Here is a 26,382-nt window from a genome sequence, read left to right on the forward strand (position 1 = left end):
CTAAACTGTATTGGTCCCCTTTGCCGCAAACCGTGAGGAAAAACAGCGCATGGCTATCCTGAATATCCGCATCATCGGCGATCCCGTGCTCCGCACAGTCGCCGAGCCCGTGACGGAATTCGGACCCGAGCTTGCCAAACTTGTCGCCGACATGACCGAGACCATGGAAGACGTAGAGGGCGCAGGCCTCGCCGCACCGCAGGTGGGCGTCAGCCAGCGCGTCTTCACATACCGCATCGGCGGCGTGGAAGGACATATCGTCAACCCAGTGCTGGAAAACAGCACTGACTACCAGGAGGACGAGGTGGAAGGCTGCCTCTCCATTCCGGGCCTCAGCTTCCCCGTGCGGCGGTTCCGCGCAACCCGCGTGACCGGCGTGGACATGCACGGCAACCCGGTGTCCGTCGACGCCGAAGGGATGCTGGCACGCTGCTTCCAGCACGAAAACGACCACCTGGACGGCATCCTCTACACCGACCGGCTTGAGGGGGAGGACCGGAAGGCGGCCCTGCGCTCCATCCGCAACGCCAATTACGACGCCGTCACGGAACGGACCACGGCCAAGCGCGCCAAGACTGTCAGGTCCAGTTTCGGCGGCTCGAGCTTTGGGGGCTCCAGCTTCGGAACCGGCGCCGCCGGCAGCGCCGGGTGAGGGTCCTTTTCGCGGGCACCCCCGCCGTCGCCGTCCCGTCCCTGAATGCCCTGGTGGAGGCCGGCTTCGACGTCGTTGCCGTGCTGACCCGCCCGGACGCCCCGATCGGGCGTAAACGCGTGCTCACGCCGTCGCCGGTTGCCGCCCGGGCGGCAGAACTGGGTATCGACGTGATCCGGGCGTCCCGGGTCGACGCCGAAGCAACGGCCAGGATCGCGGAAGCCGAACCGGACGTCGCAGCCATCGTCGCGTATGGCGGCCTTGTTCCGCCCGCTGCCCTTGGCATACCCCGGCACGGCTGGGTCAACCTGCATTTTTCCCTGCTGCCCGCCTGGCGCGGCGCAGCCCCCGTGCAGCGCGCAGTGATGGCCGGGGACGATATCACCGGGGCTGTCACGTTCCAGCTTGAGGAAGGCCTGGATACCGGGCCTGTCTTCGGCACCCTCACCGAGAGGGTGGGGCCGGAGGACACCGCCGGAAAGCTGCTGGAGCGGCTCTCCCACAGCGGTGCTGTCCTCCTGGCGCAGACCCTTTCGGCCATCCAGGCAGGGAAGGCTTCCCCGGTCCCGCAGTCCGGCGACGTTTCCCTGGCACCGAAACTCACGCTCGAGGACGGGCACCTGAACTGGAGCCACCCTGCCCTCGCCATCTCCCGGCAGGCCCGCGGTGTCACCCCGGAACCCGGCGCCTGGACACTCCTGGACGGGCAGCGCGTGAAACTGGAACCCGTCCGGCTTCGGTCCGACGTGGACGGGCTGGCGCCCGGCGCCGTGTCCCTGCACGGCAAGAGTGTCCTGGTGGGCACGGGGTCGCATGCCGTTGAACTGACCCGGATCCAGCCCGCCGGGAAAAAGATGATGTCCGCTGCTGATTGGGCACGCGGTCTGGCTTCACTGGAAGGCGTGGTATTCGAATGAGCGGTTCCGGCGGGAATCAGGGAGGACCCGGAAAAGCGGGAGGCAGGGGCAACGCCGGCGGGCAGGGCGGCAATTCCGGCCAGGGCGGTCCGAGGGGCGGCCGCGGCCAAGGTGGCCCCCGGGACAATAGCCGGCGGAACGCCCAGGGCCGTGAGCGCAACCGCGGACCGCAGCGGAACTTCACCGAAAGCGCTCCGTCCCAGCGCACCCGGCGGGCGGATCCGGCGCGGCTGGTGGCCTTCGAGGTCCTGCGCGCTGTCGCGGCCGAGGATGCGTACGCAAACCTGGTGCTGCCGGCACGGATCCGGCACTACGGGCTGGACAAGCGTGACGCCGGCTTCGCCACGGAGCTCAGTTACGGCGCCCTCCGGGGCCAGGGAACTTACGACGCCATCCTGGCGCGGTGCGTGGACCGCCCGCTGGACCAGCTGGACCCCGCCGTCCTCGACGCCCTCCGCATCGGCACGCACCAGCTGCTCGCCATGCGGGTCCCCGCCCACGCCGCCTTGGACCAAACCGTGGGGCTCGCCAGGGCCGTGATAGGGGCAGGACCATCGGCCTTGATCAATGCCGTGCTCCGCAAAGTCGCGGCCCGCAGTCTGGACGAATGGCTGGACCTCCTGGTGGAGGGCGAAACCGACCAGACCCGGATCGCCGCGCTGCGGCACGCCCACCCTGACTGGATTGTCCGCGCCATGCGCCAGTCCCTCGTGGCGCACGGCCGTCCGGCGGCTGAAATCGACGAGCTCCTGGAAGCGGACAACGCCGCCCCGGTGGTCAACCTCGTGGCCCTGCCCGGGCTGGGAAGCCTGGACGAGGCACTGGAGAGCGGCGCCACCCCCGGTGAACTCGTGGAGGGGTCCGCCCTGTCCAGCGGCGGGGACCTGGGCCGGCTCTCCTCGGTCCGCAACGGTACCACCCGCGTCCAGGACGTGGGCTCGCAGCTCGTGGCCCGGGCCATGGCGGCAGCGGACCTCGGCCCGGGCGGCGCCGGTACCGGCGAGGCGTGGCTGGACCTCTGCGCAGGCCCCGGCGGGAAGGCCGCCCTGCTGGGCGCGCTTGCCCGGGAGCGCGGCGCCACGCTGCTGGCCAACGAGCCGGCCCCGCACCGTGCCAAGCTCGTCAGCCAGGCACTGTCCGCAGTGCCGGGGGACACGTGGCAAGTCCGCACCGGCGACGGCCGCGAGGTCGGTGCCGAGCAGCCGGAGTCCTACCACCGGGTCCTGGTGGACGTTCCCTGCAGTGGCCTCGGCGCGCTCCGGCGCCGGCCCGAGTCCCGCTGGCGCCGGTCCCCGAAGGACCTGACCGATCTCGCACCCCTGCAGCGTGAACTGCTTGCCTCGGCACTGGCTGCCGTCCGGCCAGGGGGAGTGGTGGCCTACGTGACGTGCTCGCCGCATCCGGCCGAGACCAAGGCCGTGGTGGCCGATGCCCTCCGCAAGCGGGACGACCTTGAGCTCCTCGACGCCGGGGCTGCCCTCGACGCCGTCAGCCTGACCGGAAACCTGGGTGCAGGCCACGAATCCACGGCGCAGCTCTGGCCGCACATCCACAGCACGGACGCCATGTTCCTGGCCCTCATCCGCAAGAAGGCCTGACCCGGCGCAGTCGAAGCGTGGCTGCCGCGCAGGCCAGCCCTGCCCGATGACCGACCCCTCCACCAGAACCAGTGAAAGGCATCCCCGTGACGCAATGCTGCATCAACCCGAGCATCCTCTCCGCCGACTTCGTCAACCTTGAGGCTGAACTGCAGCGCATCAGCAATGCGGACGCCGTGCACGTGGACGTGATGGACAACCACTTCGTGCCCAACCTGACCATCGGGCTTCCCGTGGTTCAGCGCATCCAGGCCGTGAGCCCGGTGCCGCTGGACGCCCACCTGATGATCGCCGATGCTGACCGCTGGGCTCCCGGTTTCGCCGACGCCGGCCTGGCCTCGGTCACTTTCCACGCCGAGGCGTCCATCGCCCCGGTGAAGCTTGCCCGCGAACTCCGCAGCAGGGGCTCCAAGGCGGGGATGGCCCTGCGGCCCGCCACTCCGGTTGAGCCCTACCTGGACATGCTGCCTGAACTGGACATGCTGCTGATCATGACCGTGGAGCCCGGCTTCGGCGGCCAGGCTTTCCTGGACATCACCCTCCCCAAGATCCGCCGGGCCAGGGCAGCCATCGACGGCTCGGGAGTGGGCGTGGCCATCCAGGTGGATGGCGGGATCACCGAGGAAACCATTACGCGCGCCGCCGAAGCCGGGGCCAACGTCTTCGTGGCCGGCTCCGCCGTCTACGGTGCCGGCGATCCCGCCGCCGCCATCGACAGGCTGCGGGAAGAAGGCGCGCGGACGTTACGCGCGGCGACGGAATAACAGGGCACGCCTCCTGTTGTGGCACAATAACAAAACACATACGTGCTCCGGGGTCGGTGTAAGTCCGAACCGGCGGTGACAGTCCGCGACCCGCGAGCCGGTGCTTCTCCCAGGAGAAGGCCCGGCGGACGGTTGAACCGGTGAAATTCCGGTACCGACAGTTAAAGTCTGGATGAGAGAAGCACGTACAGCTGTATCTGCAGGGCCGTCCGGCCCCGCAGCGTTCTGCTGTCGTATACCCCCGGAGCCATCGCGGTTCGAGAGGGAAGGAACGACGCAGGAATGAACCCCATGCGATGGCTCTTTGATGATGCCGAAACCGCTGCTGCCTCCGCAGCCGCCACCACCACCGGTCCAGCGGGTACCGCATGACCGTCAGCAACCCGCCGTCCAGCCGGACCATTGCCTCCAGCCGGGCCATTGCCTCCAGCCGGGCAGGGGCCGGCCACATGGCAGGACACCCGGACCTCCGGCCGGCCAGTGGGACCGTCACCGCTTTCAGCCCCGCCGAGACCTCGGCCATGGAGGCTGCGCTCGAAGCAGCCCTGCAGGGACCACGCGGGGCCAACCCGCTGGTGGGCGCCGTCGTCGTCGGTCCTGACGGGATCCCTCTAGTCACCGGATACCACCGCGGTGCCGGAACGGCCCACGCCGAAGCCGACGCGATCGCGCAGGCGAAGGAGGCCGGGCTGGATTTGGCCGGCTGCACCATGGTGGTCACCCTGGAGCCCTGCGACCACGTGGGCCGCACCGGCCCCTGCACGGAGGCCATCATCGCCGCCGGCATCACGGACGTGGTGTACGCCGTGGATGATCCGCACGACCCCGCTGCCGGCGGGGCAGCCACGCTGCGCAACGCGGGCGTGCGCGTCCGCAGCGGCCTCGGGGCCGAGGAATCACTGGACCTGAACCGGCAATGGTTCGAGGCAGTGGCCGCAAAACGCCCCTTCGTGACGCTCCATATCGCGCAGACCCTCGACGGCCGCATCGCCGCCGAGGACGGCACCAGCCAGTGGATCTCCAGCCCCGAATCCCTGGCCGACAACCACGCGATCCGCGGCCGGATCGATGCCATCCTTGTGGGCACCCAGACGGTGCTCGTGGACAACCCGCGGCTGACTGCCCGGGACCGCCAGGGGGTGCCGACCGCGCGGCAGCCCGTCCGCGCCGTGATGGGGCTCCGGGAGATTCCGGCCGACGCCGCCATCCGCGGGGAGGACGGTCTCGCCGTCCATCTGCCCACCCGGGACGCCGGCGATGCGCTGTCCCTGCTCTACGGCTCCGGCGCCCGGCACGTCATGGTGGAAGGCGGCTCCCGCATCCTCAGCGCCTTCCTCACCGCAGGACTCGTCGACGAACTCGTCGTTTACCTGGCGCCCACGCTGCTGGGCTCGGGAATGCCCGCCCTCAACGGCCTGGGCATCACCAGCCTTCCCGATGCCCAGCAGTGGGAATGGGACCCGTCCGACGGCGGCGCCGTGCGCACGCTGGGCCGGGACCTTCGACTTCACCTACGACCGCAACGTTCTGTTGCCCTCGATCCACAACCGTCCCGCCACAGCGCGGAGCAAGCCCAGGGAGGCCACTGATGTTTACCGGAATTATTGCCGAACAAGGGCACGTGCTGTCCGTTGACCGGGATGGCGATACCAGCGCCACCATCCGGCTCCACGCACCCGGCACCACCGAGGGCCTTGCCCTGGGCGGCTCGATCGCAGTCAATGGCGTCTGCCTCACGGCCACCGAAATCGACGGCAAGGAGTTCAGCGTGGACGTCATGGGGGAGACCCTGGTCCGCAGCACCACCGGCGAGCTGGCTCCCGGCGACTCCGTTAACCTTGAACGCTGCGTCCCGGCCGGCGGACGGCTGGACGGCCACGTTGTCCAGGGACATGTGGACTGCGTGGGTGTGCTTTTGGAGCGGGAACCGCTTGGCAACTGGGAACGGCTGCGGTTCGGCGTGCCGGCGAACCTCGCCCGCTACATCGCGGAGAAGGGCTCCATTGCCATCGACGGCGTATCCCTCACCGTCACGGCCGTGAGTGATGCCGGGGAAGCGGAGCCGTGGTTCGAAGTGGGCCTCATCCCCACCACCCTCGCCGAGACCGGTCTGGGTGCCAAGCGGACCGGCAGCCGCGTTAACCTGGAAGTGGACGTGCTGGCCAAATACACCGAGCGCCTGCTGGCATTCCGCGATTCCTCGGCACCCGCCGGTGGTGCACTGTGAACGCCGCGGTCCGGCTGAAGCCGGAAACAGGGCAGCCCGAGGCTGTGGCACCGGAAACTGCCCGCGGAGCCGCAGCAGGACAGGAGCATGTCCTGAATTCCATTGAGACCGCCGTCCGTGCCATCGCCGCCGGAAAACCGGTCCTCGTGGTGGACAACGAGGACAGGGAAAACGAAGGCGACATCATCTTCGCGGCCCAGCACGCCACGCCGGCCCTGATGGGCTGGACCATCCGGTACAGCTCCGGCGTTATTTGCGTCCCGCTCTCGGGCGAGCGGGCCGACGCCCTGGCACTGCCTCCCATGGTGACGGTCAACGAGGATGCCAAAGGCACCGCCTACACTGTCTCGTGCGACGCCGCTGTTGGGGTCAGCACGGGAATTTCCGCCACCGACCGCGCCCTCACCGCCCGGGTCCTGGCCGACCCGCAGGCCGGACCGTCCTCAGTGACCCGGCCGGGGCATATTTTTCCGCTCCGGGCAGTTGACGGAGGTGTGCGGGAACGCCCCGGCCACACAGAGGCCGCAGTGGACCTGTGCCGCCTCGCAGGCCTGGAGCCCGTGGGCGTCATCGCGGAAGTGGTGTATGACGACGGTGAGATGATGCGCCTGGACGGTCTTCGGACGTTCGCGGCGGAGCATGGCTGCCCCCTGATCTCCATCGAAGATCTGGTGGGTTACCTTGCAACCGGGGCGGGGGATGCTCCGGGGCACGGCGTACGGCCTGCACCGGCCGGGGAGAAGGAGGAACGATGACGGCATCTGCAGCCAGCAATGGCAACCACCAGGACGGCCACCACCAGGACGGCCAACACAGCGGGCGGACCGGCAGCGGGGTGGTGCCCCATCCGGTCAGCGGCGGCCCCATCGTGCAACTGCCCACCGCCTTCGGCGACTTCGTGGCGCAGGCCTGGACAGACATGGTCACCGGTGTTGAACACCTGGCCGTCAGTTCCCCCAACCCGCCCCGTGACGGCAAGGCCCCGCTGGTCAGGCTGCACTCCGAATGCCTCACCGGCGATGTGTTCGGCTCCTACCGCTGCGACTGCGGCGAGCAGCTTGCGTACGCCCTGGAGCTGATCCAGGAACAGGGCGGAACCCTGCTGTACCTCCGCGGCCAGGAGGGCCGCGGCATCGGCCTGGCCAACAAGATCAAGGCCTACGCACTGCAGGAGGCCGGGTTCGACACGGTCGAAGCCAACGAGCAGCTGGGACTGCCCGTGGACGCCCGGTCCTACAACGCCGCCGCCCAGGTCCTCGCCGAAATGGGCCTGCACGAGGTCCGCCTGCTCAGCAACAACCCCGACAAGCAGAACCGGCTCGCCCGGGCAGGCGTGAAGGTGGTGGAAATGGTTCCCACCGAAGTTCCTTCCCGTGACCAGAACATCCGCTACCTGCAGACCAAGAAGGACCGGATGGAGCACCGCCTCCTCCTGGACACCCACGTGGCACCCGTGCCCGTCACCACCCCGACCACCCCCATCCACGAACAAGACTGAACGGAAACAACGTACCTATGAGCGGACACGGCGCCCCCGACATCGACCTCACCACCCTCAGCCCGGCCGAAACCTCCCAGCTGCGGCTGGCCATCGTGGCAGCCAGCTGGCACACCCAGATCATGGACGGACTCCTCGACGGGGCCCTGCGCGCCGCCAAGGACGCCGGCATCGGCGAGCCCACCGTCCTGCGCGTTCCGGGCAGCTTCGAACTTCCCGTTGCCGCCGCCCGGCTGGCGCCGCACTTCGACGCCGTGGTGGCGCTCGGCGTCGTCATCCGCGGCGGCACCCCGCACTTTGACTACGTCTGCCAGGCCGCGACGTCGGGACTCACCGACGTCAGCGTGAACACCGGCGTGCCGGTAGGCTTCGGCGTCCTCACCTGTGACACCGAACAGCAGGGCCTGGACCGCGCCGGCCTGCCGGGCTCCAAGGAAGACAAGGGCCATGAGGCTGTCACCGCGGCGCTGGCCACCGCCGTCGTCCTCAAGCAGTACAAGAACTAACTCGCCGCAGGCTGGCGGGCGCGTGTGTGTTCGCTCACATCGCGCCCGTCATGCTACGGCCCGGGAAGCGCCCTCCCGCCCGCAGCAAGTAGGCTGGAGGGTGTGAAGAATTTCGAGACGCTGTTCGCTGAGCTCAGCGAGAAGGCAGCCACCCGCCCGGAAGGCTCCCGCACCGTCGCTGAGTTGGAGTCCGGTGTTCACGGCATCGGCAAGAAAGTCGTTGAGGAAGCAGCCGAAGTATGGATGGCTGCCGAATATGAATCCGACGAAGCCGCGGCCGAGGAAATCTCCCAGCTGCTGTACCACCTGCAGGTCCTGATGCTCGCCAAAGGCCTGACCCTGGAAGACGTCTACAAGCATCTGTAGCCACCGGCCCGGCGCGCTTCCCGCCGCCGTGCCCGCTGTGGCCTGCACTGCCTGAACACCCAGACCTTCCAATCCAGAAAGACATTTTCCATGCTGCGAGTAGCCGTCCCCAACAAGGGATCCCTGTCCGAAGCCGCCTCCGCCATGCTGTCCGAAGCCGGATACCGCCAGCGCCGCGACACCCGCGAACTGGTCATGGTGGACCCGGACAACGACATCGAATTCTTCTTCCTCCGTCCCCGCGACATCGCGGTCTACGTGGGCCAGGGAACGCTCGATGTCGGCATCACCGGCCGGGACCTGCTGCTGGACGCCGAGGTGGAAGCCGAAGAACTCCTTCCCCTGGGATTTGCTGCGTCCACGTTCCGCTTCGCCGGTCCGGTGGGCGATTTTTCGGCCGCCGAGGAACTTGAGGGCAAGCGCCTGGCCACCAGCTATGACGGACTCCTCCGCGGCTACCTGGCCGAACGCGGCATCAACGCCAAGGTGGTCCGGCTGGACGGCGCCGTGGAATCCTCCGTCCGCCTGGGCGTGGCCGACGCCATCGCCGACGTCGTGGAGACGGGCAACACCCTGAAGGCTGCCGGAATGGAAATCTTCGGCGAACCCATCCTCAAGTCCGAGGCCGTCCTGATCCGCCGTACCGGTGAAGGCGGCGCCGCCAACGGCACCGCCCGGGAAATCGACGTACTCATCCGCCGCCTCCAGGGCGTCCTGGTGGCGCGGCAGTACGTCCTCATGGATTACGACATCCGCAAGGAACTCGTGGAGAAGGCCGCGGCGCTGACCCCCGGCCTGGAGTCGCCCACGGTGTCCCCGCTGCGGGATTCGGACTGGGTTGCCGTCCGGTCCATGGTGCCCAAGAAGGAAACCAACCGGATTATGGATGAGCTGTACGACCTTGGCGCCCGTGCCATCCTGGTCAGCAGCATCCACGCCTGCCGCATCTGAGCCCTTTCTCCCCAGCGCAGCAGGACCACCAAAGATTCCCAGGAGTTTCCCATGGCAGTAGCAGTACGCGTCATTCCCTGCCTTGACGTGGACGCCGGGCGCGTCGTCAAAGGTGTCAACTTCGAGGGCCTCCGCGATGCCGGCGACCCCGTGGAGCTGGCGCACCGTTACGACAATGCCGGTGCCGACGAACTGACGTTCCTTGACGTCACCGCCTCATCCGGCAACCGCGAAACCACCTTCGACGTGGTGCGCCGCACCGCCGAGGAAGTGTTCATCCCGCTGTGCGTGGGCGGCGGCGTCCGCGGCGTGGCTGAAGTGGACAAGCTGCTGCGCTACGGCGCGGACAAGGCTGCCATCAACACCGCGGCCGTGGCCCGTCCGGACGTGATCGATGAAATCACCCGGCACTTCGGCTCCCAGGTCCTCGTCCTGTCCGTGGACGCCCGGCGCACCCGCCCGGGGTCAGAGCCCACGCCGTCGGGCTTCGAAGTGACCACCCACGGCGGCCGCACCGGCACTGGCATCGATGCCATTGAATGGGCCAAGGAAGCAGCCGACCGTGGCGTGGGGGAGATCCTGCTCAACTCCATCGACGCCGACGGCACCAAGGACGGTTTCGACCTGGAGATGATCCGCGCTGTCCGCGCCGCCGTGAAGGTTCCGCTGATCGCCTCCGGCGGGGCAGGCGAGCCGGCACATTTCCCGCCGGCAGTCGCCGCGGGTGCCGATGCCGTATTGGCTGCCTCGATCTTCCACTGGGGCCCGAACGACATGATGCACCAGGTCAAGGACGCCATCAGGGCGGCCGGCTTCGAAGTCCGCTGACCGGATGCTGCCGGTTACAGCCCCACTTCGGCTGACTGGAGAAGCGCGACGGCGTCCGGCTGGCCCTCGAACGTAACCAGGGCGTGGCGCGTGCGGCCGTGGGCGTGCATCAGCAGTTCCCCCGGGTCACCGACGATGGCCACGGAAACCGGAGCACGCCTGGCGACGTGCCGGGGGCCCGACGGGCGCACCAGGACGATGCCGAGGTCCACGCCGCGGTAAAGGATGGCGGCACGCTTGACCAGTTCATGCCAAAGGGCGTCCGAGTATGCCTCGTCCAGGGCCCGGGGAGCCCAGCGGTCAACGGCCCGGCGGACATCCTCCGTGTGCACGAAGTATTCGATGAGGTTGGAGCTTTCGTCCAGGGCCTTGATGTTCATCGGCGAGAATGCCGGCGGGCCCGCGCGGAACGTGTTCACCAGTCCGGCGTAGTCCTCGGGAGCGGTCAGCTTGGCAGCGAGCTTTGCCGTGGCCTGGTCCGAGGCTTTGGCCAGGCGCTTGATGATCAGGCCCAGCCCCACGGCAGCTTTCCGCTCACGCAGGTAAAGGTGCGCGGCGAGATCCCTGGTGCGCCAGCCCCTGCATAGCGTGGGCGCATCAGGACCGGCCGCAAGCAGGGTCTCGGCCAGGACTTCTCGGGACGGTTCGACGAAATGCATCACTTGGAAAACTAGCACGACAGCCGCGAAGTTGGGCACCTTCCGTGGCGCTGCTGGCGTGCCGTTGTTCACATCCGGAACGGCTCCACCGAAGGCACTAGACTTGACCTGATGTCTGAGCAGCCCGCCCCCGTCCAAGCCTCCGGTTCCGCCGTGCCCGGAAGCCCCGCCGCCGCTGAAACAGGCCCGCTCCCCGCCGAGCTGGCAGCCGCCCTGAAGCTGGACAGCGCAGGCCTGGTGGCCGCCGTGGTGCAGCAGTACGACACGAACGAGGTACTGATGCTCGGCTGGATGGACGACGAAGCCCTCCACCGCACCATGACCACGGGCCGTGTCACGTTCTACTCGCGCTCCCGTCAGGAGTACTGGCGCAAGGGGGACACGTCCGGGCACGTCCAGTGGGTGAAGTCCGTCGCCATGGATTGCGACGGCGACGCACTGCTGGTGCGCGTGGACCAGGTGGGTGCCGCCTGCCACACCGGCACCCGCACCTGCTTCGACGGCAGGGAACTGAACGTCACCACGGCCCAGGCGGTCTGAACCGCACCGGCGGCCCTACCGGCGCCCGCAAGACAGCGGCAGCCACGGCCCGATGCAGGAAAATTTAGGCGTCCGGCGCTGCCGGCCCTCACGAGAACAGGCGGAAAACCATAGCCATGCAGGACCTTGGAACCATCAGCCCGAGCCTGGAGGAGTTCCGGGAACTCGCCGGCCACAGCCGCGTTATCCCCGTCCGGCTCAAGGTGCTTGCCGACGCCGAGACCCCCATCGGCCTGTACCGCAAGCTGGCCCAGGGCCAGCCCGGGACATTCCTCATGGAGTCAGCGGCAGTGGGCGGCGCCTGGTCCCGCTATTCGTTCATCGGCGCAAGGTCTCGCGCCACGCTGACCACCAAGGACGGCAACGCACACTGGCTGGGCGAGCCCCCGGCCGGAGTGCCGGTGGACGGCAGCCCGGTGGACGCCATCCGCGACACCATCGAAGCCCTGCGCACCGACCGCTTCGAGGGGCTCCCGCCGTTCACCTCCGGCCTGGTGGGGTTCCTGGGCTGGGAAACCGTCCGGCACTGGGAGCGGCTGGTCAGCCCTCCCGAGGATGACCTGCACCTGCCCGAAATGGCCTTGAACCTGGTCACCGACATGGCGGTCCACGACAACGTGGACGGCACGGTGCTGCTGATCGCCAACGCCATCAATTTCGACAACAGCTCCGAACGCGTTGACGAGGCCTGGCATGACGCCGTGGCCCGGGTCAAGGCCCTCCTGGCAAAGGTCAGCAGCCCCGTGGCGCAGCCCGTATCGGTCCTGGCTCCGGCTGCCCTGGACTTTGCCTCCAGCGTCCAGGAGCGCTGGGACGAGAACGAATACCTGGCCGCCCTGGACCGGGGCAAGGAAGCAATCGTCGACGGCGAGGTCTTCCAGGTGGTCATCTCCCGCCGGTTCGAGATGGAGTGCAAGGCCTCCGCGCTGGACGTTTACCGGGTGCTGCGCAACACCAACCCCAGCCCCTACATGTACATCTTTAGCCTGGCGGACGCCGACGGCCGGGAGTACTCCATCGTGGGCTCGTCACCCGAGGCCCTGGTCACCGTCACGGGCGGGGAGGTCATCACGCACCCCATCGCCGGCTCGCGGCCCCGCGGGAAGACCGTGGAGGCGGACAAGGCCCTCGCCGAGGAACTGCTGGCCGACCAGAAGGAACGCGCCGAGCACCTGATGCTGGTTGACCTGTCCCGGAACGACCTCTCCAAGGTTTGCGTTGCCGGAACGGTGGACGTCACGCAGTTCATGGAGGTGGAGCGCTTCAGCCACATCATGCACCTGGTGTCCACGGTGGTGGGCCAGCTGTCGCCACAGGCCAAGGCCTACGACGTCCTCAAGGCGACTTTCCCTGCCGGCACGCTGTCCGGTGCCCCGAAACCCCGGGCGCTGCGCCTGCTCGATGAACTGGAACCCCATCGCCGCGGCATCTACGGCGGCGTGGTGGGTTACCTCGATTTCGCTGGTGACATGGACATGGCCATCGCCATCCGCTCGGCGCTGCTCCGCGACGGCCGTGCCTACGTCCAGGCCGGCGGCGGCATCGTGGCCGACTCGGTGAACCCCACCGAGGCGCTCGAAACCGTGAACAAGGCCGCGGCACCGCTTCGTGCAGTCCACACGGCCGGCTCCCTGCAGAACATTTCCGCGGAGTCACTTCCCGGCGGGACTGACGCCTGATGCCCCAGCAGGGAACGGCGTCCGGGCAGGCCGGCAGCGAAAAGAGGGCTGCCCCCGCCTGGGCACGGAAGTCAACGCTGGTGCTGCTCATCGCGGTCCTGGCGCTAGCGGTTTTCGGCACCACCACCCAGACCTGGATGTCCGTCACCCTGGATCCCAACGAGGTGGGCCAGGCAGGTGCCGGGCAGGAACCGCTCACGGTCCAGGGCAGTGATGCCGCCACCACAGTGACGGCGCTGGCCCTGGTGGCGCTGGCCGGGGGACTGGCAGCAGCGATCGCGGGCAGGATCGCCAGGTGGGTCATCACCGCCATCATCGTCCTTGCCTCGGCAGGCATCATCGCCGCGGCTGCTACCGTACTCGCGGACCCCCTTGCGGCAGCACAGGGCTCCATCGCAGCCGCAACAGGCGTGAGCGGCAGCCAGGCTGAGGTGGACTTGACCGCCTTCCCCACCCTCGCCGTCGCCGCCGGCTGCCTGCTGGCACTGGCCGCCCTGCTCGTCATTCCCGCAGGCCGGCACTGGAAGACGCGGACCAAATATGACGCGCCGGGGGCGGCGGGCAGCGCCCCTGCGGCGGGGCCGGTGGACGAGATCGACAGCTGGGACCGGCTCTCCCGCGGAGACGATCCCACCTGACCCGGCCGAGCCTCGCAGCGGGTGACGGGACGGGCAGCCGCCGATAAACGGTCACGGCCCAAAAAATGGCAGAATGTAAGCAGTATTCATCCTGAGGAGATTTTCCATGAGCAAAGCACCTGCGTCCGTTTCCAAGTCCGGCACCCGCACGGTAGCCCCCGGCGCCATCGACCACAGCCAGGAACTCGGCCACGGCAACAGCCCGGCAGCCTGGACCTGTGTCATCACCATGCTGGTGGGCGCGCTCATCGCATCGATCGCGTTCGTCATCGCCAGCACCCCCATCTTCATCGCCGGGGCCGGCGTGATGGTGGTTGGCCTCATCGTCGGTTACGTCATGCGCAAGGCAGGCTACGGAGTCGAAGGCAGCAAGCTGAAGAACTCCGGCCACTGATGGCAACTGTTCTCGACGACATCAACGCCGGTGTCCGGGAGGACATGGAGGCCAGGAAGCGCCTCGTTTCGCTGGCTGAACTAAAGGACCTGGCCGAATCCGCTGCGCCTGCCCGCGACGCCTGGGGCGCCCTGGGCGGTCCGTCGCCGGACCGCAAAGAGCTCAAGGTCATTGCGGAAATCAAACGGCGCAGCCCCTCCAAGGGCGACCTCGCCAGCATCGGCGATCCCGCGTCCCTCGCCCGGCAGTATGCCGACGGCGGGGCTTCCGTCATCAGCGTCCTCACCGAGCAGCGCCGCTTCAACGGGTCCCTGGCGGACCTCGATGCCGTTCGTGCCGCCGTCGACGTCCCCCTGCTGCGCAAGGACTTCACGCTGGACGAGTACCAGATCTGGGAAGCCCGCGCCCACGGCGCGGACCTCATCCTGCTCATTGTCGCGGCGCTTTCCGACGCCCAGCTCAACGACTTCAGCGCCCTCAGCGCCGAGCTCGGCATGAACGTGCTGGTGGAAACGCACACCGAAGAGGAAATCGACCGCGCCGCCGCGGCCAACGCCCGCATCATCGGCGTCAACGTGCGGAACCTGAAGACCCTCGACGTCGACCGTTCCCTGTTCGCATCGCTCGCCGGACGCATTCCGTCCGGGGCGCTGGTAGTGGCGGAATCGGGCGTCCGGGACGCCGACGATGTCACGCACTACGCCGCCAGCGGCGCCAACGCGGTGCTGGTGGGGGAGGCGCTGGTAAGCCACTCCACCCCGCGGGAGCGGATCGCGGAGTTCACGGCCGCTGGCGCGGCCGCCATCGCCGCCCGCGGCTGACCTGCTGCGCTGTCCTCCTCGCGGCTGCACGGCCGTGGACGAACGGCAGCGATGCCCGGCACTCATCCCGGCCCCGGCCGGACCAAACTTTTGACCGATCAACTTCGAACAGGACGGGACTGATGGCCGACGCACCCTCAGGAAACGCTGACAACAAGGCCGCGGACGCATTCCTGGCGGAAGGCTCCCTCCGGCACGCCCCGGGACCGTACTTCGGCAGCTACGGCGGACGCTGGATGCCCGAGTCCCTGATCGCAGCCCTGGACGAACTCGAGGAGACCTTCGACAAGGCGAAGAACGATCCCGAATTCCGGGCCCAGATCGCAGACCTGAACAAGAACTACTCGGGCCGCCCCTCGCTGCTGACCGAAGCCAAGCGGTTCTCCGAACACGCCGGGGGAGTGCGGGTTTTCCTCAAGCGCGAGGACCTCAACCACACCGGATCGCACAAGATCAACAACGTGCTGGGCCAGGCCCTGCTCGCCAAGCGCATGGGCAAGACCCGCGTCATCGCCGAAACCGGCGCCGGCCAGCACGGCGTCGCCAGCGCAACGGCCGCCGCCCTGATGGGGCTGGAGTGCGTGGTCTACATGGGCGCCGAGGACTGCCGCCGCCAGGCGCTGAACGTGGCCCGGATGGAGCTGCTGGGGGCCACCGTCATTCCCGTCACCAGCGGCTCACAGACCCTCAAGGACGCCATCAACGAGGCCCTGCGCGACTGGGTGGCGAACGTGCACAACACCCACTACCTGCTGGGCACCGCTGCCGGGGCCCACCCGTTCCCCGCCATGGTCCGCTACTTCCACGAGGTCATCGGCGAAGAGGCGCGCGCGCAGATCCTGGAGCAGGAAGGGCGCCTCCCGGACGCGGTGTGTGCCTGCATCGGCGGCGGATCCAACGCCATCGGCATCTTTCACGGTTTCCTCGATGACCCCTCGGTCAAGATCTACGGCTTCGAAGCCGGCGGCGACGGCGTGGACACCGGACGCCACGCCGCCACCATCACGCTGGGCAAGCCCGGCGTCCTCCATGGCGCCCGCTCCTACCTCATGCAGGACGACGATGGCCAGACCATCGAGTCGCACTCCATCTCCGCGGGCCTCGACTACCCGGGTGTGGGGCCGGAGCACTCCTACCTCGCCGACATCGGGCGGGTGAACTACGAGCCCATCACGGACAGCGAGGCCATGGAGGCCTTCCGGCTCCTCTGCCGCACGGAGGGCATTATCCCCGCCATCGAGTCCTCGCACGCCCTGGCCGGGGCCATCAAGGTGGGCCAGCGCCTCGCCGCTGGGGACGCCGCTGCCGCACGGGACAAGATCGTGATCGTGAACCTGTCCGGCCGTGGCGACAAGGACGTGGCCACCGCCGCCGAGTGGTTCAACCTGTTGGACAAGGATTCCGCGGAATCGGAAATCGGCAAAGAGGGAGAGCAGTTGTGAGCAGCGCGCAGATGACGGGCAAGGCACAGACGACCAGCAAGTCGGCGGCGGCAATCGACAAGGCCCGCGCCGAAGGCCGTGCAGCGCTCGTCGGCTACCTGCCTGCCGGTTACCCCACCGTGGAGGAAAGCATCGCCGCGGGCATCGCCCTGGCGGAGAACGGTGCCGACCTGATCGAAGTCGGCATCCCGTACTCCGATCCCGTGATGGACGGGCAGGTCATCCAGGCCGCCACCACGCAGGCGCTGGCCAACGGCTTCTCCGTCCGGCAGGTCTTCGACGTAGTCGCCGGCATCACCAGCAAGACCGACGCCGCCGTCCTGGTGATGACGTACTGGAACCCCGTGGTCCGGATGGGTGTGGACGAATTCTCCCGCCGCCTGGCCGAAGCCGGGGGAGCCGGGCTCATCACGCCCGACCTCATCCCGGACGAGGCCGACGAATGGATGGCCGCCTCGGACAAGTACGGGCTGGACCGCGTGTTCCTCGTTGCGCCGTCGTCCACTGCCGAGCGCATGCAGCGGACCGTCGACGCCAGCCGCGGCTTCGTCTACGCCGTCTCCATCATGGGCGTCACGGGCGCCCGCTCCTCGGTGAGCACCGCCGCCCGGAACGTCGTGGCCGCGGCGCACGCCGCCGGAGCGGAACGCGTCTGCGTCGGCCTCGGCGTCTCCAACGCCGACCAGGTCCGCGAAATCGCCGCCTATGCCGAGGGCGTCATTGTGGGCACCGCACTGGTGTCCGCACTGGGTAACGGCGGCGTGGACGCCGTCGGCTCCCTTGCCAGGGAGCTCAGCTCCGGACTTGCCCGGGAAGAAGCCTAACCAATGCAGAGCCTCCTCCAGGCAGCAGCCCTGGTACCCGCCAGCATTCCCAGCCCGGACTGGTCCGGATTCGACATCCCCCTGCCGTGGGGGACGCTGCGCATCCACGCCTACGCCCTGTGCATCCTGGCGGGCATCGTGGCGGGTCTCTGGCTGACCTCGGTTCGCTGGGCCAAGCGCGGCGCGCCTGAGGGAAGCGTCTGGGACATCGTGGTCTGGGCTATTCCGTTTGGCATCATCGGCGGCCGCCTGTACCACGTGTTCTCGTCGCCCGACGCCTACTTCGGCCCGGGCTTCGACGGCACCGGCGACCTCTCGCTCATCCCGCAGATCCAACGTGGCGGCCTGGGAATCTGGGGCGCCGTGGTGCTCGGCGTCCTCGGCGCCTGGATCGGCTGCCGCCGTGCAGGCGTCAGGCTTCCCGCCTTCATGGACGCCGCCGCGCCCGGCCTCCTGCTGGCTCAGGCTATTGGCCGCTGGGGCAACTGGTTCAACCAGGAACTCTTCGGCGGCCCCACCACGGTGCCGTGGGGCCTGGAGATCGACGCCGACAACGCGAACTTCCCCGCGGGGGTTCCCGCCGGGACCCTGTTCCACCCGACGTTCCTGTATGAATCGCTCTGGAACTTTGCCGGCGTCGCGCTCCTGCTCGTCCTGGACCGCAGGTTTAACTTCCGCCGTGGCAGGTTGTTCTGGCTGTACGCCATGTACTACACCCTGGGACGGGTGTGGATTGAGGCCATGCGGATCGATGACGCGGAGCAGATCTCGCTCTTCGGCCTCACCACCCGGCTCAATGTCTGGACCAGTATTTTCGTCTTTGTGACTGCGCTGGCGATCTTCATCCTGCTGGGCAGGAAGGGCCGCCCGGAGCCCGGCACCGTCTACCTTCCGGGGCGGGAGCCGGCAAAACCGGCCGTCACCGGCGACCTTGGGGCCACTGATGACGGGGTCCGTGATACGGACCCGGTTGTCTCAGATAGTGAATCGCGTGATAATCTCCCTGATAACCAAAACGGTTCCAGGCCCGATTCCGCCCCCACGGAAGAGGCCACGGCGGCACCCTCCGGCGCAAAGCCCGGGAAGGATGCCACGGCTTCCGGACACTCCGGCAGCACAGCCACAGGATCCGCATCGGAGGCCGGCACCAGCAAGTAAGCGCCGGCCACACGAGGGCAGCAGAGCCACCGCTCGGAGCTCCCGGAACCACAATGTCGTGGCATGGGGCCCCACCCGCGCAGCATAGAGCTGCTGCCGGCTGGAGCCTTGGGCAGGGGCCTCTGTAACCGTTAGTTCAGCAGGCCGGGCTGACCTACAATTTCCATGTAGTAACACTTTGTTGTGCCCATCATCTGGGGCCTGACGAGTGGGGCCAACGGTGTCCCTTCCATACGCACGATCAGGAGGAAGGACGTCTTCCATGACCCAAACTCTGCACACTCCCAGCTGGTCCGAACCGGATCAGCCCGAGGCTGCCTTGTCGCCGTTCAAGCGCTTCGCAGCCCTGCCGGAGGCCGCCGGGCTCTACAACCCCGAGCAGGAGAAGGACGCTTGCGGCCTTGCGATCATCGCAACGCTCCGCGGCGAACCCGGGTACGACATCGTTGACGCCGCACTCACCGCCCTGCGCAACCTCGAGCACCGTGGTGCCGTGGGCGCCGATGAAGGCACCGGTGACGGCGCCGGCCTCCTGATGCAGATCCCGGACGAGTTCTTCCGGGCGGTCACCGAGTTCGAACTTCCCGCTCCCGGCCAGTACGTGGCCGGCACGGCGTTCCTGCCTGCTGAGCGGCGGGAAGCCGATGCCGCGAAAGCCGGCATCGAGGGCCTCGCCGCAGACGAGGGGCTGAAGGTCCTGGGCTGGCGCGAAGTGCCTGTCGTCGCCGACTTGGTGGGCGCGATGGCCCGCGCCTGCATGCCCTACTTCTCCCAGCCCTTCCTCGCGTCCGCCTCGGGCGAGGAACTGGACCGCAACGAACTCGATGCCCGCGCCTGGCGTATCCGCAAGCGCGCCCAGAACAAGTTCGGCGTCTACTTCCCGTCGCTGTCCTCGCGCACCATCGTGTACAAGGGCATGCTCACAACCGCCCAGCTGGAGCCCTTTTATCCGGACCTCTCGGACAAGCGCTTCAAGACCAAGCTGGCTATTGTCCACTCGCGCTTCTCCACCAACACGTTCCCATCCTGGCCGCTGGCGCAGCCCTTCCGTACCATCGCCCACAACGGCGAGATCAACACGGTCAAGGGCAACCGCAACTGGATGCGTGCACGGCAGTCCCAGCTGGCCAACCCGCTGCTCGGCGACGCGCCCGAAGAGCTGTACCCCATCTGCACGCCCGGCGCCTCCGACTCCGCATCGTTCGACGAGGTGGCGGAACTCCTGTGGCTCTCCGGCCGCCCCATCACGCACGCGATCATGATGATGATCCCGGAGGCATGGGAAAACCACGCCACCATGGATCCGGCCCGCCGCGCGTTCTACGAGTACCACTCGTTGCTGATGGAGCCGTGGGACGGTCCCGCCGCCGTGTCCTTCACCGACGGCAACCTCGTGGGCGCAACCCTGGACCGCAACGGCCTGCGCCCCGGCCGCTTCTGGATCACCGAAGACGGCCTGATCGTCTTCGCCTCCGAGGTGGGCGTCATCGACGTCGAACCCTCCAAGGTGGTCAAGAAGGGCCGCGTCTCGCCCGGCAAGATGTTCCTGGTGGACACCGACGCCGGCCGCATCATTGACGACGAAGAGGTCAAGGCAGAGGTTGCCGCCGCCAACCCGTGGGCGGACTGGGTCAAGGACAACCTGATCGACCTGAACGACCTTCCCGAGCGCGAGCACGTGGTCCACACCGCCGCGTCCGTGAACATCCGCCAGCGCACCTTCGGCTACACCACTGAGGAACTGAAGATCCTGCTGGGCCCGATGGCCCGCACCGGTGCCGAGCCGCTGGGCGCCATGGGCTCCGACACCCCGGTTGCCGTGCTGTCCAAGCGCCCCCGGCTGCTCTTCGACTACTTCGTGCAGTCCTTCGCGCAGGTCACCAACCCGCCGCTGGACGCCATCCGCGAAGAGTTGGTCACCTCCCTGACGTGCGCCATCGGCCCCACCGGCAACCTGCTGGATACCAAGCAGGTCCGCCAGCCGCAGGTCCAGCTGCCGTTCCCCGTGATCAACAACGACCAGCTCGCTAAGATCGCCAACATCGAGGACGCCGACGGCAACCGCGTGGCCATGAGGGTCCGCGGCCTGTACCGCCCGGAGGGTGGCGAGTACGCCCTGCGTTCTCGGCTTACCGAGATCTGCGAGCAGGTTTCCGGCGCCATCAACCGCGGCGTGCAGTACATCGTGCTCTCGGACCGTGACTCCAACGCGCAGTGGGCACCCATCCCGTCCCTGCTCCTGGTCAGTGCCGTGCACCACCACCTGCTCCGCAGCGCCAACCGCACCAAGACCGCCCTGGTGGTCGAGGCGGGCGACGTGCGCGAAACGCACCACGTGGCCGTGCTCATCGGCTACGGCGCGTCCGCCGTGAACCCTTACCTGGCCATGGAATCCGTGGAGCAGCTGATCGCTGCCGGAGACGTCACCGGCGTCACCCCGCAGGACGGCGTCTACAACCTGATCAAGGGCCTCGGCAAGGGCGTCCTGAAGATCATGTCCAAGATGGGCATCTCCACCGTGGCGTCCTACACCGGCGCCCAGACGTTCGAAGCACTTGGCCTCGGCCAGGAGCTGGTGGACGAATTCTTCGCCGGCACCCACTCCCAGCTGGGCGGCGTGGGCCTGGACGTCATCGCCGCCGAGGTCTCGGCACGCCACCAGATGGCGTACCCCGAGGGCGGCATCGAGCAGCCCCACCGCCCCCTGTTGGGCGGCGGCGAGTACCAGTGGCGCCGTGACGGCGAACCGCACCTGTTCAACCCGGAGACGGTCTTCCGGCTGCAGCACGCTACCCGCGAACGCCGCTACGACATCTTCAAGGCGTACACCAAGGGCGTGGACGACCAGTCCAGCAACCTGATGACGCTGCGGGGCCTGCTCAAGTTCAAGAACGAGCGCCCGGCGGTTCCGCTCGAGGAAGTGGAGCCCGTCTCCAGCATCGTCAAGCGGTTCTCCACCGGCGCGATGAGCTACGGCTCCATCTCGCAGGAGGCCCACGAAACGCTGGCCATCGCCATGAACCGGCTGGGCGGCAAGTCCAACACCGGTGAGGGCGGCGAGGACGTGGACCGCCTGATGGACCCGGAGCGCCGCTCCGCCGTCAAGCAGATCGCCTCCGGCCGCTTCGGCGTGACCAGCCTCTACCTGACCAACGCCGACGACATCCAGATCAAGATGGCCCAGGGCGCCAAGCCCGGCGAAGGCGGCCAGCTGATGGCGCAGAAGGTCTACCCCTGGGTGGCCCGCACCCGCCACTCGACCCCCGGCGTCGGCCTCATTTCCCCGCCGCCTCACCACGACATCTACTCCATCGAGGACCTGGCGCAGCTCATCTACGACGCCAAGCGCGCCAACCCCTCGGCCCGCGTGCACGTGAAGCTGGTGTCGGAAGTCGGGATCGGCACGGTGGCATCCGGCGTGACCAAGGCGAAGGCCGACGTCGTGCTTGTCTCCGGCCACGACGGCGGAACCGGCGCCTCGCCGCTGAACTCGCTCAAGCACGCCGGTGTCCCGTGGGAGCTCGGCCTCGCCGAGACGCAGCAGACCCTGATGCTCAACGGCCTGCGCGACCGCGTGGTGGTGCAGGTTGACGGCCAGCTGAAGACCGGCCGCGACGTTGTGATCGCAGCCCTGCTGGGCGGCGAGGAGTTCGGCTTCGCCACCGCCCCGCTGGTGGTGGAAGGCTGCATCATGATGCGCGTCTGCCACCTGGACACCTGCCCGGTGGGCGTTGCAACCCAAAACCCGGAGCTCCGCGCCCGGTTCACCGGCAAGCCCGAGTTCGTGGTCAACTTCTTCGAGTTCCTGGCCGAGGAAGTCCGCGAGATCCTGGCCGAGCTGGGCTTCCGCAGCCTGGAAGAGGCCATCGGCCACGCGGAGGTCCTGGACACCCGCGACGCGATCGACCACTGGAAGGCCGACGGCCTGGACCTGGACCCGATCCTGCACGGGCTCGAGTTCGACGACGACGCTCCGCTGCGCAACATGACCGGCCAGAACCACGAGCTGGACAAGCACTTCGACCAGCGGCTGATCACCATGTCCACTGAGGCCCTGACGGACCGCAGCCCGGTGAAGATCACCGTGGACGTCATCAACACGGACCGCTCCGTGGGCACCATGCTCGGCCACGTGGTCACCAGGACCTTCGGCACCGACGTGCTCGCCACGGACACCATCGACGTCACGCTGAACGGCACCGCCGGCCAGTCCCTGGGCGCCTTCCTGCCCGCAGGCATCACCCTGCGGCTGTACGGCGACTCGAACGACTACGTGGGCAAGGGCCTCTCCGGCGGCCGGATCATCGTCCGCCCGGACCGCACCAATGTGTTCAAGGCGGAGACCAATGTCATCGCCGGCAACGTGATCGGTTACGGCGCCACCAGCGGCGAGATGTTCCTGCGTGGCCAGGTGGGCGAACGCTTCCTGGTCCGCAACTCCGGTGCCACCGCCGTCGTCGAAGGCATTGGCGACCACGGCTGCGAGTACATGACCGGCGGCCAGACCCTGATCATCGGCCGCACCGGCCGCAACTTCGGCGCCGGCATGTCTGGCGGTACCGCGTACGTCCTGGACCTGGATACCGCCAAGGTCAACAAGGACGCCCTGCAGTCCGGCGAACTCCAGCTCCGCGAGCTGGATGCCGAGGACCGCGACATTGTGCACGGCCTGCTGGTCAAGCACGTTGAAGAAACTGACTCCCAGCTGGCTGCGCGCCTCCTCGAGAACTTCGACGACACCGCCGCCCGCATCACCAAGGTGCTGCCGCGCGACTACGCGGCCGTGCTGCAAACCCGTCTCGACGCCATCGAAGAGGGCCTTGACCCCGACGGCGAAGAAGTATGGTCTCGAATCCTGGAGGTGACCGGTGGCTGATCCACGCGGATTTCTGAAAGTACGCCAGCGTGAAACCCAGCCGCGCCGTCCCGTTCCTGTCCGCATCATGGACTGGAAGGAAGTCTACGAAGCGCAGGAAAAGGGCACCCTGAAGGCCCAGGCCGGCCGCTGCATGGACTGCGGCGTCCCGTTCTGTCACCAGGGCTGCCCGCTGGGCAACCTGATTCCCGAGTGGAACGACCTCATGTGGCGGGACAAGGGCGAGGAAGCGATCGAGCGGCTGCATGCCACGAACAACTTCCCCGAATTCACCGGCCGGCTCTGCCCCGCCCCCTGTGAGGCGTCCTGCGTGCTGGGGATCAACCAGCCTGCAGTCACCATCAAGCAGGTTGAGGTGTCCATCATCGACGAAGCGTGGGACAACAACTGGGTCCACCCGCTGCCGCCGGCGCGCCTCACCGGCAAGACGGTCGCCGTCGTAGGCTCCGGCCCTGCCGGCCTGGCCGTGGCCCAGCAGCTCACCCGCGTGGGTCACACCGTTGCCGTCTACGAACGCGATGACAAGATCGGCGGCCTGCTCCGCTATGGCATCCCGGACTTCAAGATGGAAAAGGAGCAGGTGGACCGCCGCGTCGAGCAGATGAAGGCGGAAGGCACCCGCTTCCGGACCGGCGTCGCCGTCGGCACCGACGTGACGTGGGAGCAGCTGCGGCGCCGCTACGACGCCGTCGTGGTGTGCACCGGCGCCACCGTTCCGCGCGACCTGCCCATCCCGGGCCGGGACCTGGACGGCATCCACTTCGCCATGGACTACCTGGTGCCGGCCAACCGCGCCGTGGCGGGGGAGACCATCGAAAACCAGATCCACGCCCAGGGCAAGCACGTGGTGATCCTCGGCGGCGGCGACACCGGCGCCGACTGCCTCGGCACCGCGCACCGGCACGGTGCTGCGTCCGTGACCACGCTGGCCATCGGCAAGCAGCCGCCGGCCGAGCGCGCCGCGCACCAGCCCTGGCCGACGTTCCCCACCCTGTTCGAGGTGGCCAGCGCCCACGAGGAAGGCGGTGAGCGCACATACCTCGCCTCCACCGTCGAGTTCGTGGGCGAGGACGGCAAGCTGACCGGCGTCAAGGTCGCGGAGACGGAATTCGTTGACGGCAAGCGCCTGCCTAAGGCCGGCACGGAACGCATCATCCCCGCGGACCTGGTGTTCCTGTCGCTGGGCTTCACCGGCGCCGAGCCGGCGGGCATCACCGAACAGGTGAAGGCCGAATTCGACGGCCGCGGCAACGTGGCACGCGACGGCTACTACATGACCAACACCGAGGGCGTTTTCGTGGCCGGCGACGCCGGGCGCGGACAGTCCCTCATCGTGTGGGCCATCGCCGAAGGCCGCGCAGCGGCTGCCGCCGTGGACAAGTACCTGATGGGAAGCACCATCCTTCCCGCTCCCGTCGCGCCGACGGACCGCGCCATCGCCGTCCTCTAGCGCTGCACCTGCGGGCAGAAGTTCACCCCCGCGACAACTTAACCAATGCAAGTGACCAATAGGGTAGGTATATGAGACGCGCAAAAATTGTGGCTACTTTCGGCCCGGCGATTGCCAGCTATGAAAACACCCTCGCGGTGCTGGAAGCAGGTGTTGACGTCGCCCGGATGAACATGAGCCACGGCGACTACACCGTGCATGACAACACCTACGAAAACGTCCGCAAGGCGGCAGCGGACCTGGGCAAGGCCGTGGCCCTCATGGCCGACCTCCAGGGTCCCAAGATCCGCCTAGGCCGTTTCGTCGACGGCCCGCACGCCCTCGCCGTCGGTGACACCTTCACCATCACCACCGAGGATGTTCCCGGCACCAAGGACATCTGCTCCACCACGCTGAAGAGCCTCACCGAGGACGTCAACGTGGGCGACGCACTGCTGATCGACGACGGCAAGGTGGCCCTGCGCGCCGTAGCTGTCGACGACGTCAAGGTGGTCGCCGAGGTGACCGTGGGCGGCATGGTGTCCAACAACAAGGGCATCAACCTGCCCGGCGTGGCCGTGAACGTGCCGGCGCTGAGCGAAAAGGATGAGGACGACCTGCGCTGGGCGATGCGCCGCGGCGTGGACCTGGTGGCCCTGTCCTTCGTCCGTGACGCCTCGGACATCACGCGGGTGCACGAGATCATGGACGAGGAAGGACGACGTGTGCCGGTCATCGCCAAGATCGAAAAGCCGCAGGCTGTTGACCAGCTGCCGGAAATCATTGACGCGTTCGACGCGATCATGGTTGCCCGTGGCGACCTGGGCGTGGAGCTTCCTTTGGAGGAAGTGCCGATCGTGCAGAAGCGCGCCATTGAGCTGGCACGCCGCTGGGCCAAGCCCGTCATTGTGGCCACCCAGGTCCTGGAGTCCATGATCGACAACCCGCGCCCCACCCGTGCGGAGGCCTCCGACTGCGCCAACGCCGTGCTGGATGGTGCCGACGCCGTCATGCTGTCCGGTGAGACCAGCGTGGGCAAGTACCCGATCGACACGGTTAAGACCATGGCCCGGATCATCGAGTCCACCGAGGTCCACGGACTGGAGCGCGTCCCCCCGCTGGGGACCAAGCCCAAGACCCGTGGCGGCGCCATCACCCGTGCCGCCGTCGAAATCGCCGACCAGCTGGACGCAAAGTACATCTGTGCGTTCACACAGTCCGGCGACTCGGCCCGCCGCCTGTCCCGCCTGCGCCCGATCAAGCCGGTGTTCGCGTTCACCCCGGTGGAGCAGGTCTGGAACCAGCTGGCGCTGACCTGGGGAATCCAGCCGGTCCTGGTACAGATGGTGGACCACACCGATGCCATGACCGCGCAAGTTGACCGCAGCCTCGAGGAAATGGGCCTGGTGCAGGACGGTGACTTGGTGGTCATCGCCGCCGGTTCCCCTCCCGGAAAGGCCGGTTCCACCAACTCGCTGAAGGTCCACAAGGTGGGCGACCTTGCCGACTCCACCCGCGCGGGGGATGTCATCAGCAACAAGGAAAAGCTCGGCCCCTGGCCGGAAAGGAAGAAGAAGGCTTAGCCTTTCTGACCACGAAAAGGACCCCTGCCGGA

24 protein-coding genes and 1 riboswitch are annotated in these 26,382 nt (G+C 67.9%); of the genes, 23 read left to right on the forward strand and 1 reads right to left on the reverse strand.

What is annotated here, in order from left to right:
* Positions 1 to 49 precede the first annotated feature (49 nt).
* From def to hisF, 12 genes are all read left to right on the forward strand, one after another.
* A complete protein-coding gene (gene def / locus AC5RU7_RS15280; protein WP_494052941.1) occupies positions 50 to 652 on the forward strand; it encodes a peptide deformylase in 603 nt (200 codons plus the stop codon).
* Positions 649 to 1,569: a methionyl-tRNA formyltransferase gene (gene fmt, locus AC5RU7_RS15285; protein ID WP_494052942.1), complete on the forward strand. Its 921-nt coding sequence runs from the start codon at positions 649 to 651 to the stop codon at positions 1,567 to 1,569. Before def ends, fmt begins: the two co-directional genes overlap by 4 nt.
* Positions 1,566 to 3,167, forward strand: a complete 1,602-nt coding sequence (locus AC5RU7_RS15290; protein ID WP_494052943.1) for an RsmB/NOP family class I SAM-dependent RNA methyltransferase — start codon at positions 1,566 to 1,568, stop codon at positions 3,165 to 3,167. Before fmt ends, AC5RU7_RS15290 begins: the two co-directional genes overlap by 4 nt.
* An 86-nt stretch (positions 3,168 to 3,253) precedes the next feature.
* The gene (gene rpe, locus AC5RU7_RS15295; protein ID WP_494052944.1) at positions 3,254 to 3,931 is read left to right on the forward strand and encodes a ribulose-phosphate 3-epimerase; all 678 of its coding nucleotides are present in this window, start codon (positions 3,254 to 3,256) and stop codon (positions 3,929 to 3,931) included.
* A 38-nt stretch (positions 3,932 to 3,969) separates the two neighbouring features.
* Positions 3,970 to 4,120: riboswitch (FMN riboswitch) on the forward strand.
* A 260-nt stretch (positions 4,121 to 4,380) separates the two neighbouring features.
* The gene (gene ribD / locus AC5RU7_RS15300; protein WP_494053009.1) at positions 4,381 to 5,520 is read left to right on the forward strand and encodes a bifunctional diaminohydroxyphosphoribosylaminopyrimidine deaminase/5-amino-6-(5-phosphoribosylamino)uracil reductase RibD; all 1,140 of its coding nucleotides are present in this window, start codon (positions 4,381 to 4,383) and stop codon (positions 5,518 to 5,520) included.
* Positions 5,520 to 6,158 (forward strand): riboflavin synthase, encoded by a 639-nt coding sequence (locus tag AC5RU7_RS15305; protein ID WP_494052945.1) that lies wholly within the window; start codon positions 5,520 to 5,522, stop codon positions 6,156 to 6,158. The genes ribD and AC5RU7_RS15305 overlap by 1 nt, the downstream gene beginning before the upstream one ends.
* Positions 6,155 to 6,913, forward strand: a complete 759-nt coding sequence (gene ribB, locus AC5RU7_RS15310; protein WP_494052946.1) for a 3,4-dihydroxy-2-butanone-4-phosphate synthase — start codon at positions 6,155 to 6,157, stop codon at positions 6,911 to 6,913. The genes AC5RU7_RS15305 and ribB overlap by 4 nt, the downstream gene beginning before the upstream one ends.
* Positions 6,910 to 7,656: a GTP cyclohydrolase II gene (ribA, locus tag AC5RU7_RS15315; RefSeq protein ID WP_494052947.1), complete on the forward strand. Its 747-nt coding sequence runs from the start codon at positions 6,910 to 6,912 to the stop codon at positions 7,654 to 7,656. Before ribB ends, ribA begins: the two co-directional genes overlap by 4 nt.
* A 17-nt stretch (positions 7,657 to 7,673) precedes the next feature.
* Positions 7,674 to 8,162, forward strand: coding sequence for a 6,7-dimethyl-8-ribityllumazine synthase (gene ribH / locus AC5RU7_RS15320; RefSeq protein WP_494052948.1), 489 nt, complete (start codon positions 7,674 to 7,676; stop codon positions 8,160 to 8,162).
* Between the two features lie 102 nt (positions 8,163 to 8,264).
* Complete coding sequence (locus AC5RU7_RS15325; RefSeq protein ID WP_009358176.1) at positions 8,265 to 8,528, forward strand: phosphoribosyl-ATP diphosphatase; 264 nt, start codon at positions 8,265 to 8,267, stop codon at positions 8,526 to 8,528.
* A 90-nt stretch (positions 8,529 to 8,618) separates the two neighbouring features.
* Complete coding sequence (gene hisG / locus AC5RU7_RS15330) at positions 8,619 to 9,479, forward strand: ATP phosphoribosyltransferase (RefSeq protein WP_133350834.1); 861 nt, start codon at positions 8,619 to 8,621, stop codon at positions 9,477 to 9,479.
* A gap of 51 nt (positions 9,480 to 9,530) precedes the next feature.
* Positions 9,531 to 10,307: an imidazole glycerol phosphate synthase subunit HisF gene (gene hisF / locus AC5RU7_RS15335; RefSeq protein ID WP_494052949.1), complete on the forward strand. Its 777-nt coding sequence runs from the start codon at positions 9,531 to 9,533 to the stop codon at positions 10,305 to 10,307.
* Positions 10,308 to 10,321: 14 nt separating this feature from the next.
* Here the strand turns inward: hisF and AC5RU7_RS15340 are convergent, their stop codons facing one another.
* The gene (locus AC5RU7_RS15340) at positions 10,322 to 10,966 is read right to left on the reverse strand and encodes a TIGR03085 family metal-binding protein (RefSeq protein ID WP_494052950.1); all 645 of its coding nucleotides are present in this window, start codon (positions 10,964 to 10,966) and stop codon (positions 10,322 to 10,324) included.
* 111 nt (positions 10,967 to 11,077) lie between these two features.
* Between AC5RU7_RS15340 and hisI the strand changes: the two genes are divergently transcribed.
* The 11 genes from hisI (at position 11,078) to pyk (ending at position 26,350) form a co-directional block, all read left to right on the forward strand.
* Positions 11,078 to 11,506 carry a phosphoribosyl-AMP cyclohydrolase gene (gene hisI / locus AC5RU7_RS15345; RefSeq protein WP_494052951.1) on the forward strand — a complete coding sequence of 143 codons (429 nt, stop codon included), beginning with the start codon at positions 11,078 to 11,080 and terminating at the stop codon, positions 11,504 to 11,506.
* Positions 11,507 to 11,622: 116 nt separating this feature from the next.
* Positions 11,623 to 13,185, forward strand: a complete 1,563-nt coding sequence (locus AC5RU7_RS15350) for an anthranilate synthase component I (protein ID WP_494052952.1) — start codon at positions 11,623 to 11,625, stop codon at positions 13,183 to 13,185.
* On the forward strand, positions 13,185 to 13,823 hold the full coding sequence (locus tag AC5RU7_RS15355) for a Trp biosynthesis-associated membrane protein (protein ID WP_494052953.1): 639 nt from the start codon (positions 13,185 to 13,187) through the stop codon (positions 13,821 to 13,823). The genes AC5RU7_RS15350 and AC5RU7_RS15355 overlap by 1 nt, the downstream gene beginning before the upstream one ends.
* Positions 13,824 to 13,929: 106 nt before the next feature.
* Entirely contained in the window at positions 13,930 to 14,217 is a 288-nt protein-coding gene (locus AC5RU7_RS15360) for an HGxxPAAW family protein (protein WP_494052954.1), read from the forward strand.
* Positions 14,217 to 15,038, forward strand: coding sequence for an indole-3-glycerol phosphate synthase TrpC (gene trpC / locus AC5RU7_RS15365; protein ID WP_494052955.1), 822 nt, complete (start codon positions 14,217 to 14,219; stop codon positions 15,036 to 15,038). Before AC5RU7_RS15360 ends, trpC begins: the two co-directional genes overlap by 1 nt.
* A gap of 122 nt (positions 15,039 to 15,160) precedes the next feature.
* On the forward strand, positions 15,161 to 16,480 hold the full coding sequence (gene trpB / locus AC5RU7_RS15370) for a tryptophan synthase subunit beta (RefSeq protein ID WP_494052956.1): 1,320 nt from the start codon (positions 15,161 to 15,163) through the stop codon (positions 16,478 to 16,480).
* Between the two features lie 11 nt (positions 16,481 to 16,491).
* A complete protein-coding gene (gene trpA, locus AC5RU7_RS15375) occupies positions 16,492 to 17,304 on the forward strand; it encodes a tryptophan synthase subunit alpha (RefSeq protein WP_494053010.1) in 813 nt (270 codons plus the stop codon).
* Positions 17,305 to 17,307: 3 nt separating this feature from the next.
* Complete coding sequence (gene lgt, locus AC5RU7_RS15380) at positions 17,308 to 18,462, forward strand: prolipoprotein diacylglyceryl transferase (RefSeq protein ID WP_494052957.1); 1,155 nt, start codon at positions 17,308 to 17,310, stop codon at positions 18,460 to 18,462.
* A gap of 262 nt (positions 18,463 to 18,724) precedes the next feature.
* Entirely contained in the window at positions 18,725 to 23,338 is a 4,614-nt protein-coding gene (gltB, locus tag AC5RU7_RS15385; RefSeq protein WP_494052958.1) for a glutamate synthase large subunit, read from the forward strand.
* Positions 23,331 to 24,788 (forward strand): glutamate synthase subunit beta, encoded by a 1,458-nt coding sequence (locus AC5RU7_RS15390; protein WP_494011074.1) that lies wholly within the window; start codon positions 23,331 to 23,333, stop codon positions 24,786 to 24,788. The genes gltB and AC5RU7_RS15390 overlap by 8 nt, the downstream gene beginning before the upstream one ends.
* Before the next feature lie 71 nt (positions 24,789 to 24,859).
* Positions 24,860 to 26,350 (forward strand): pyruvate kinase, encoded by a 1,491-nt coding sequence (gene pyk, locus AC5RU7_RS15395; RefSeq protein WP_494052959.1) that lies wholly within the window; start codon positions 24,860 to 24,862, stop codon positions 26,348 to 26,350.
* Positions 26,351 to 26,382: the final 32 nt, after the last annotated feature.

The organism is Arthrobacter sp. K410C, from assembly GCF_059090105.1.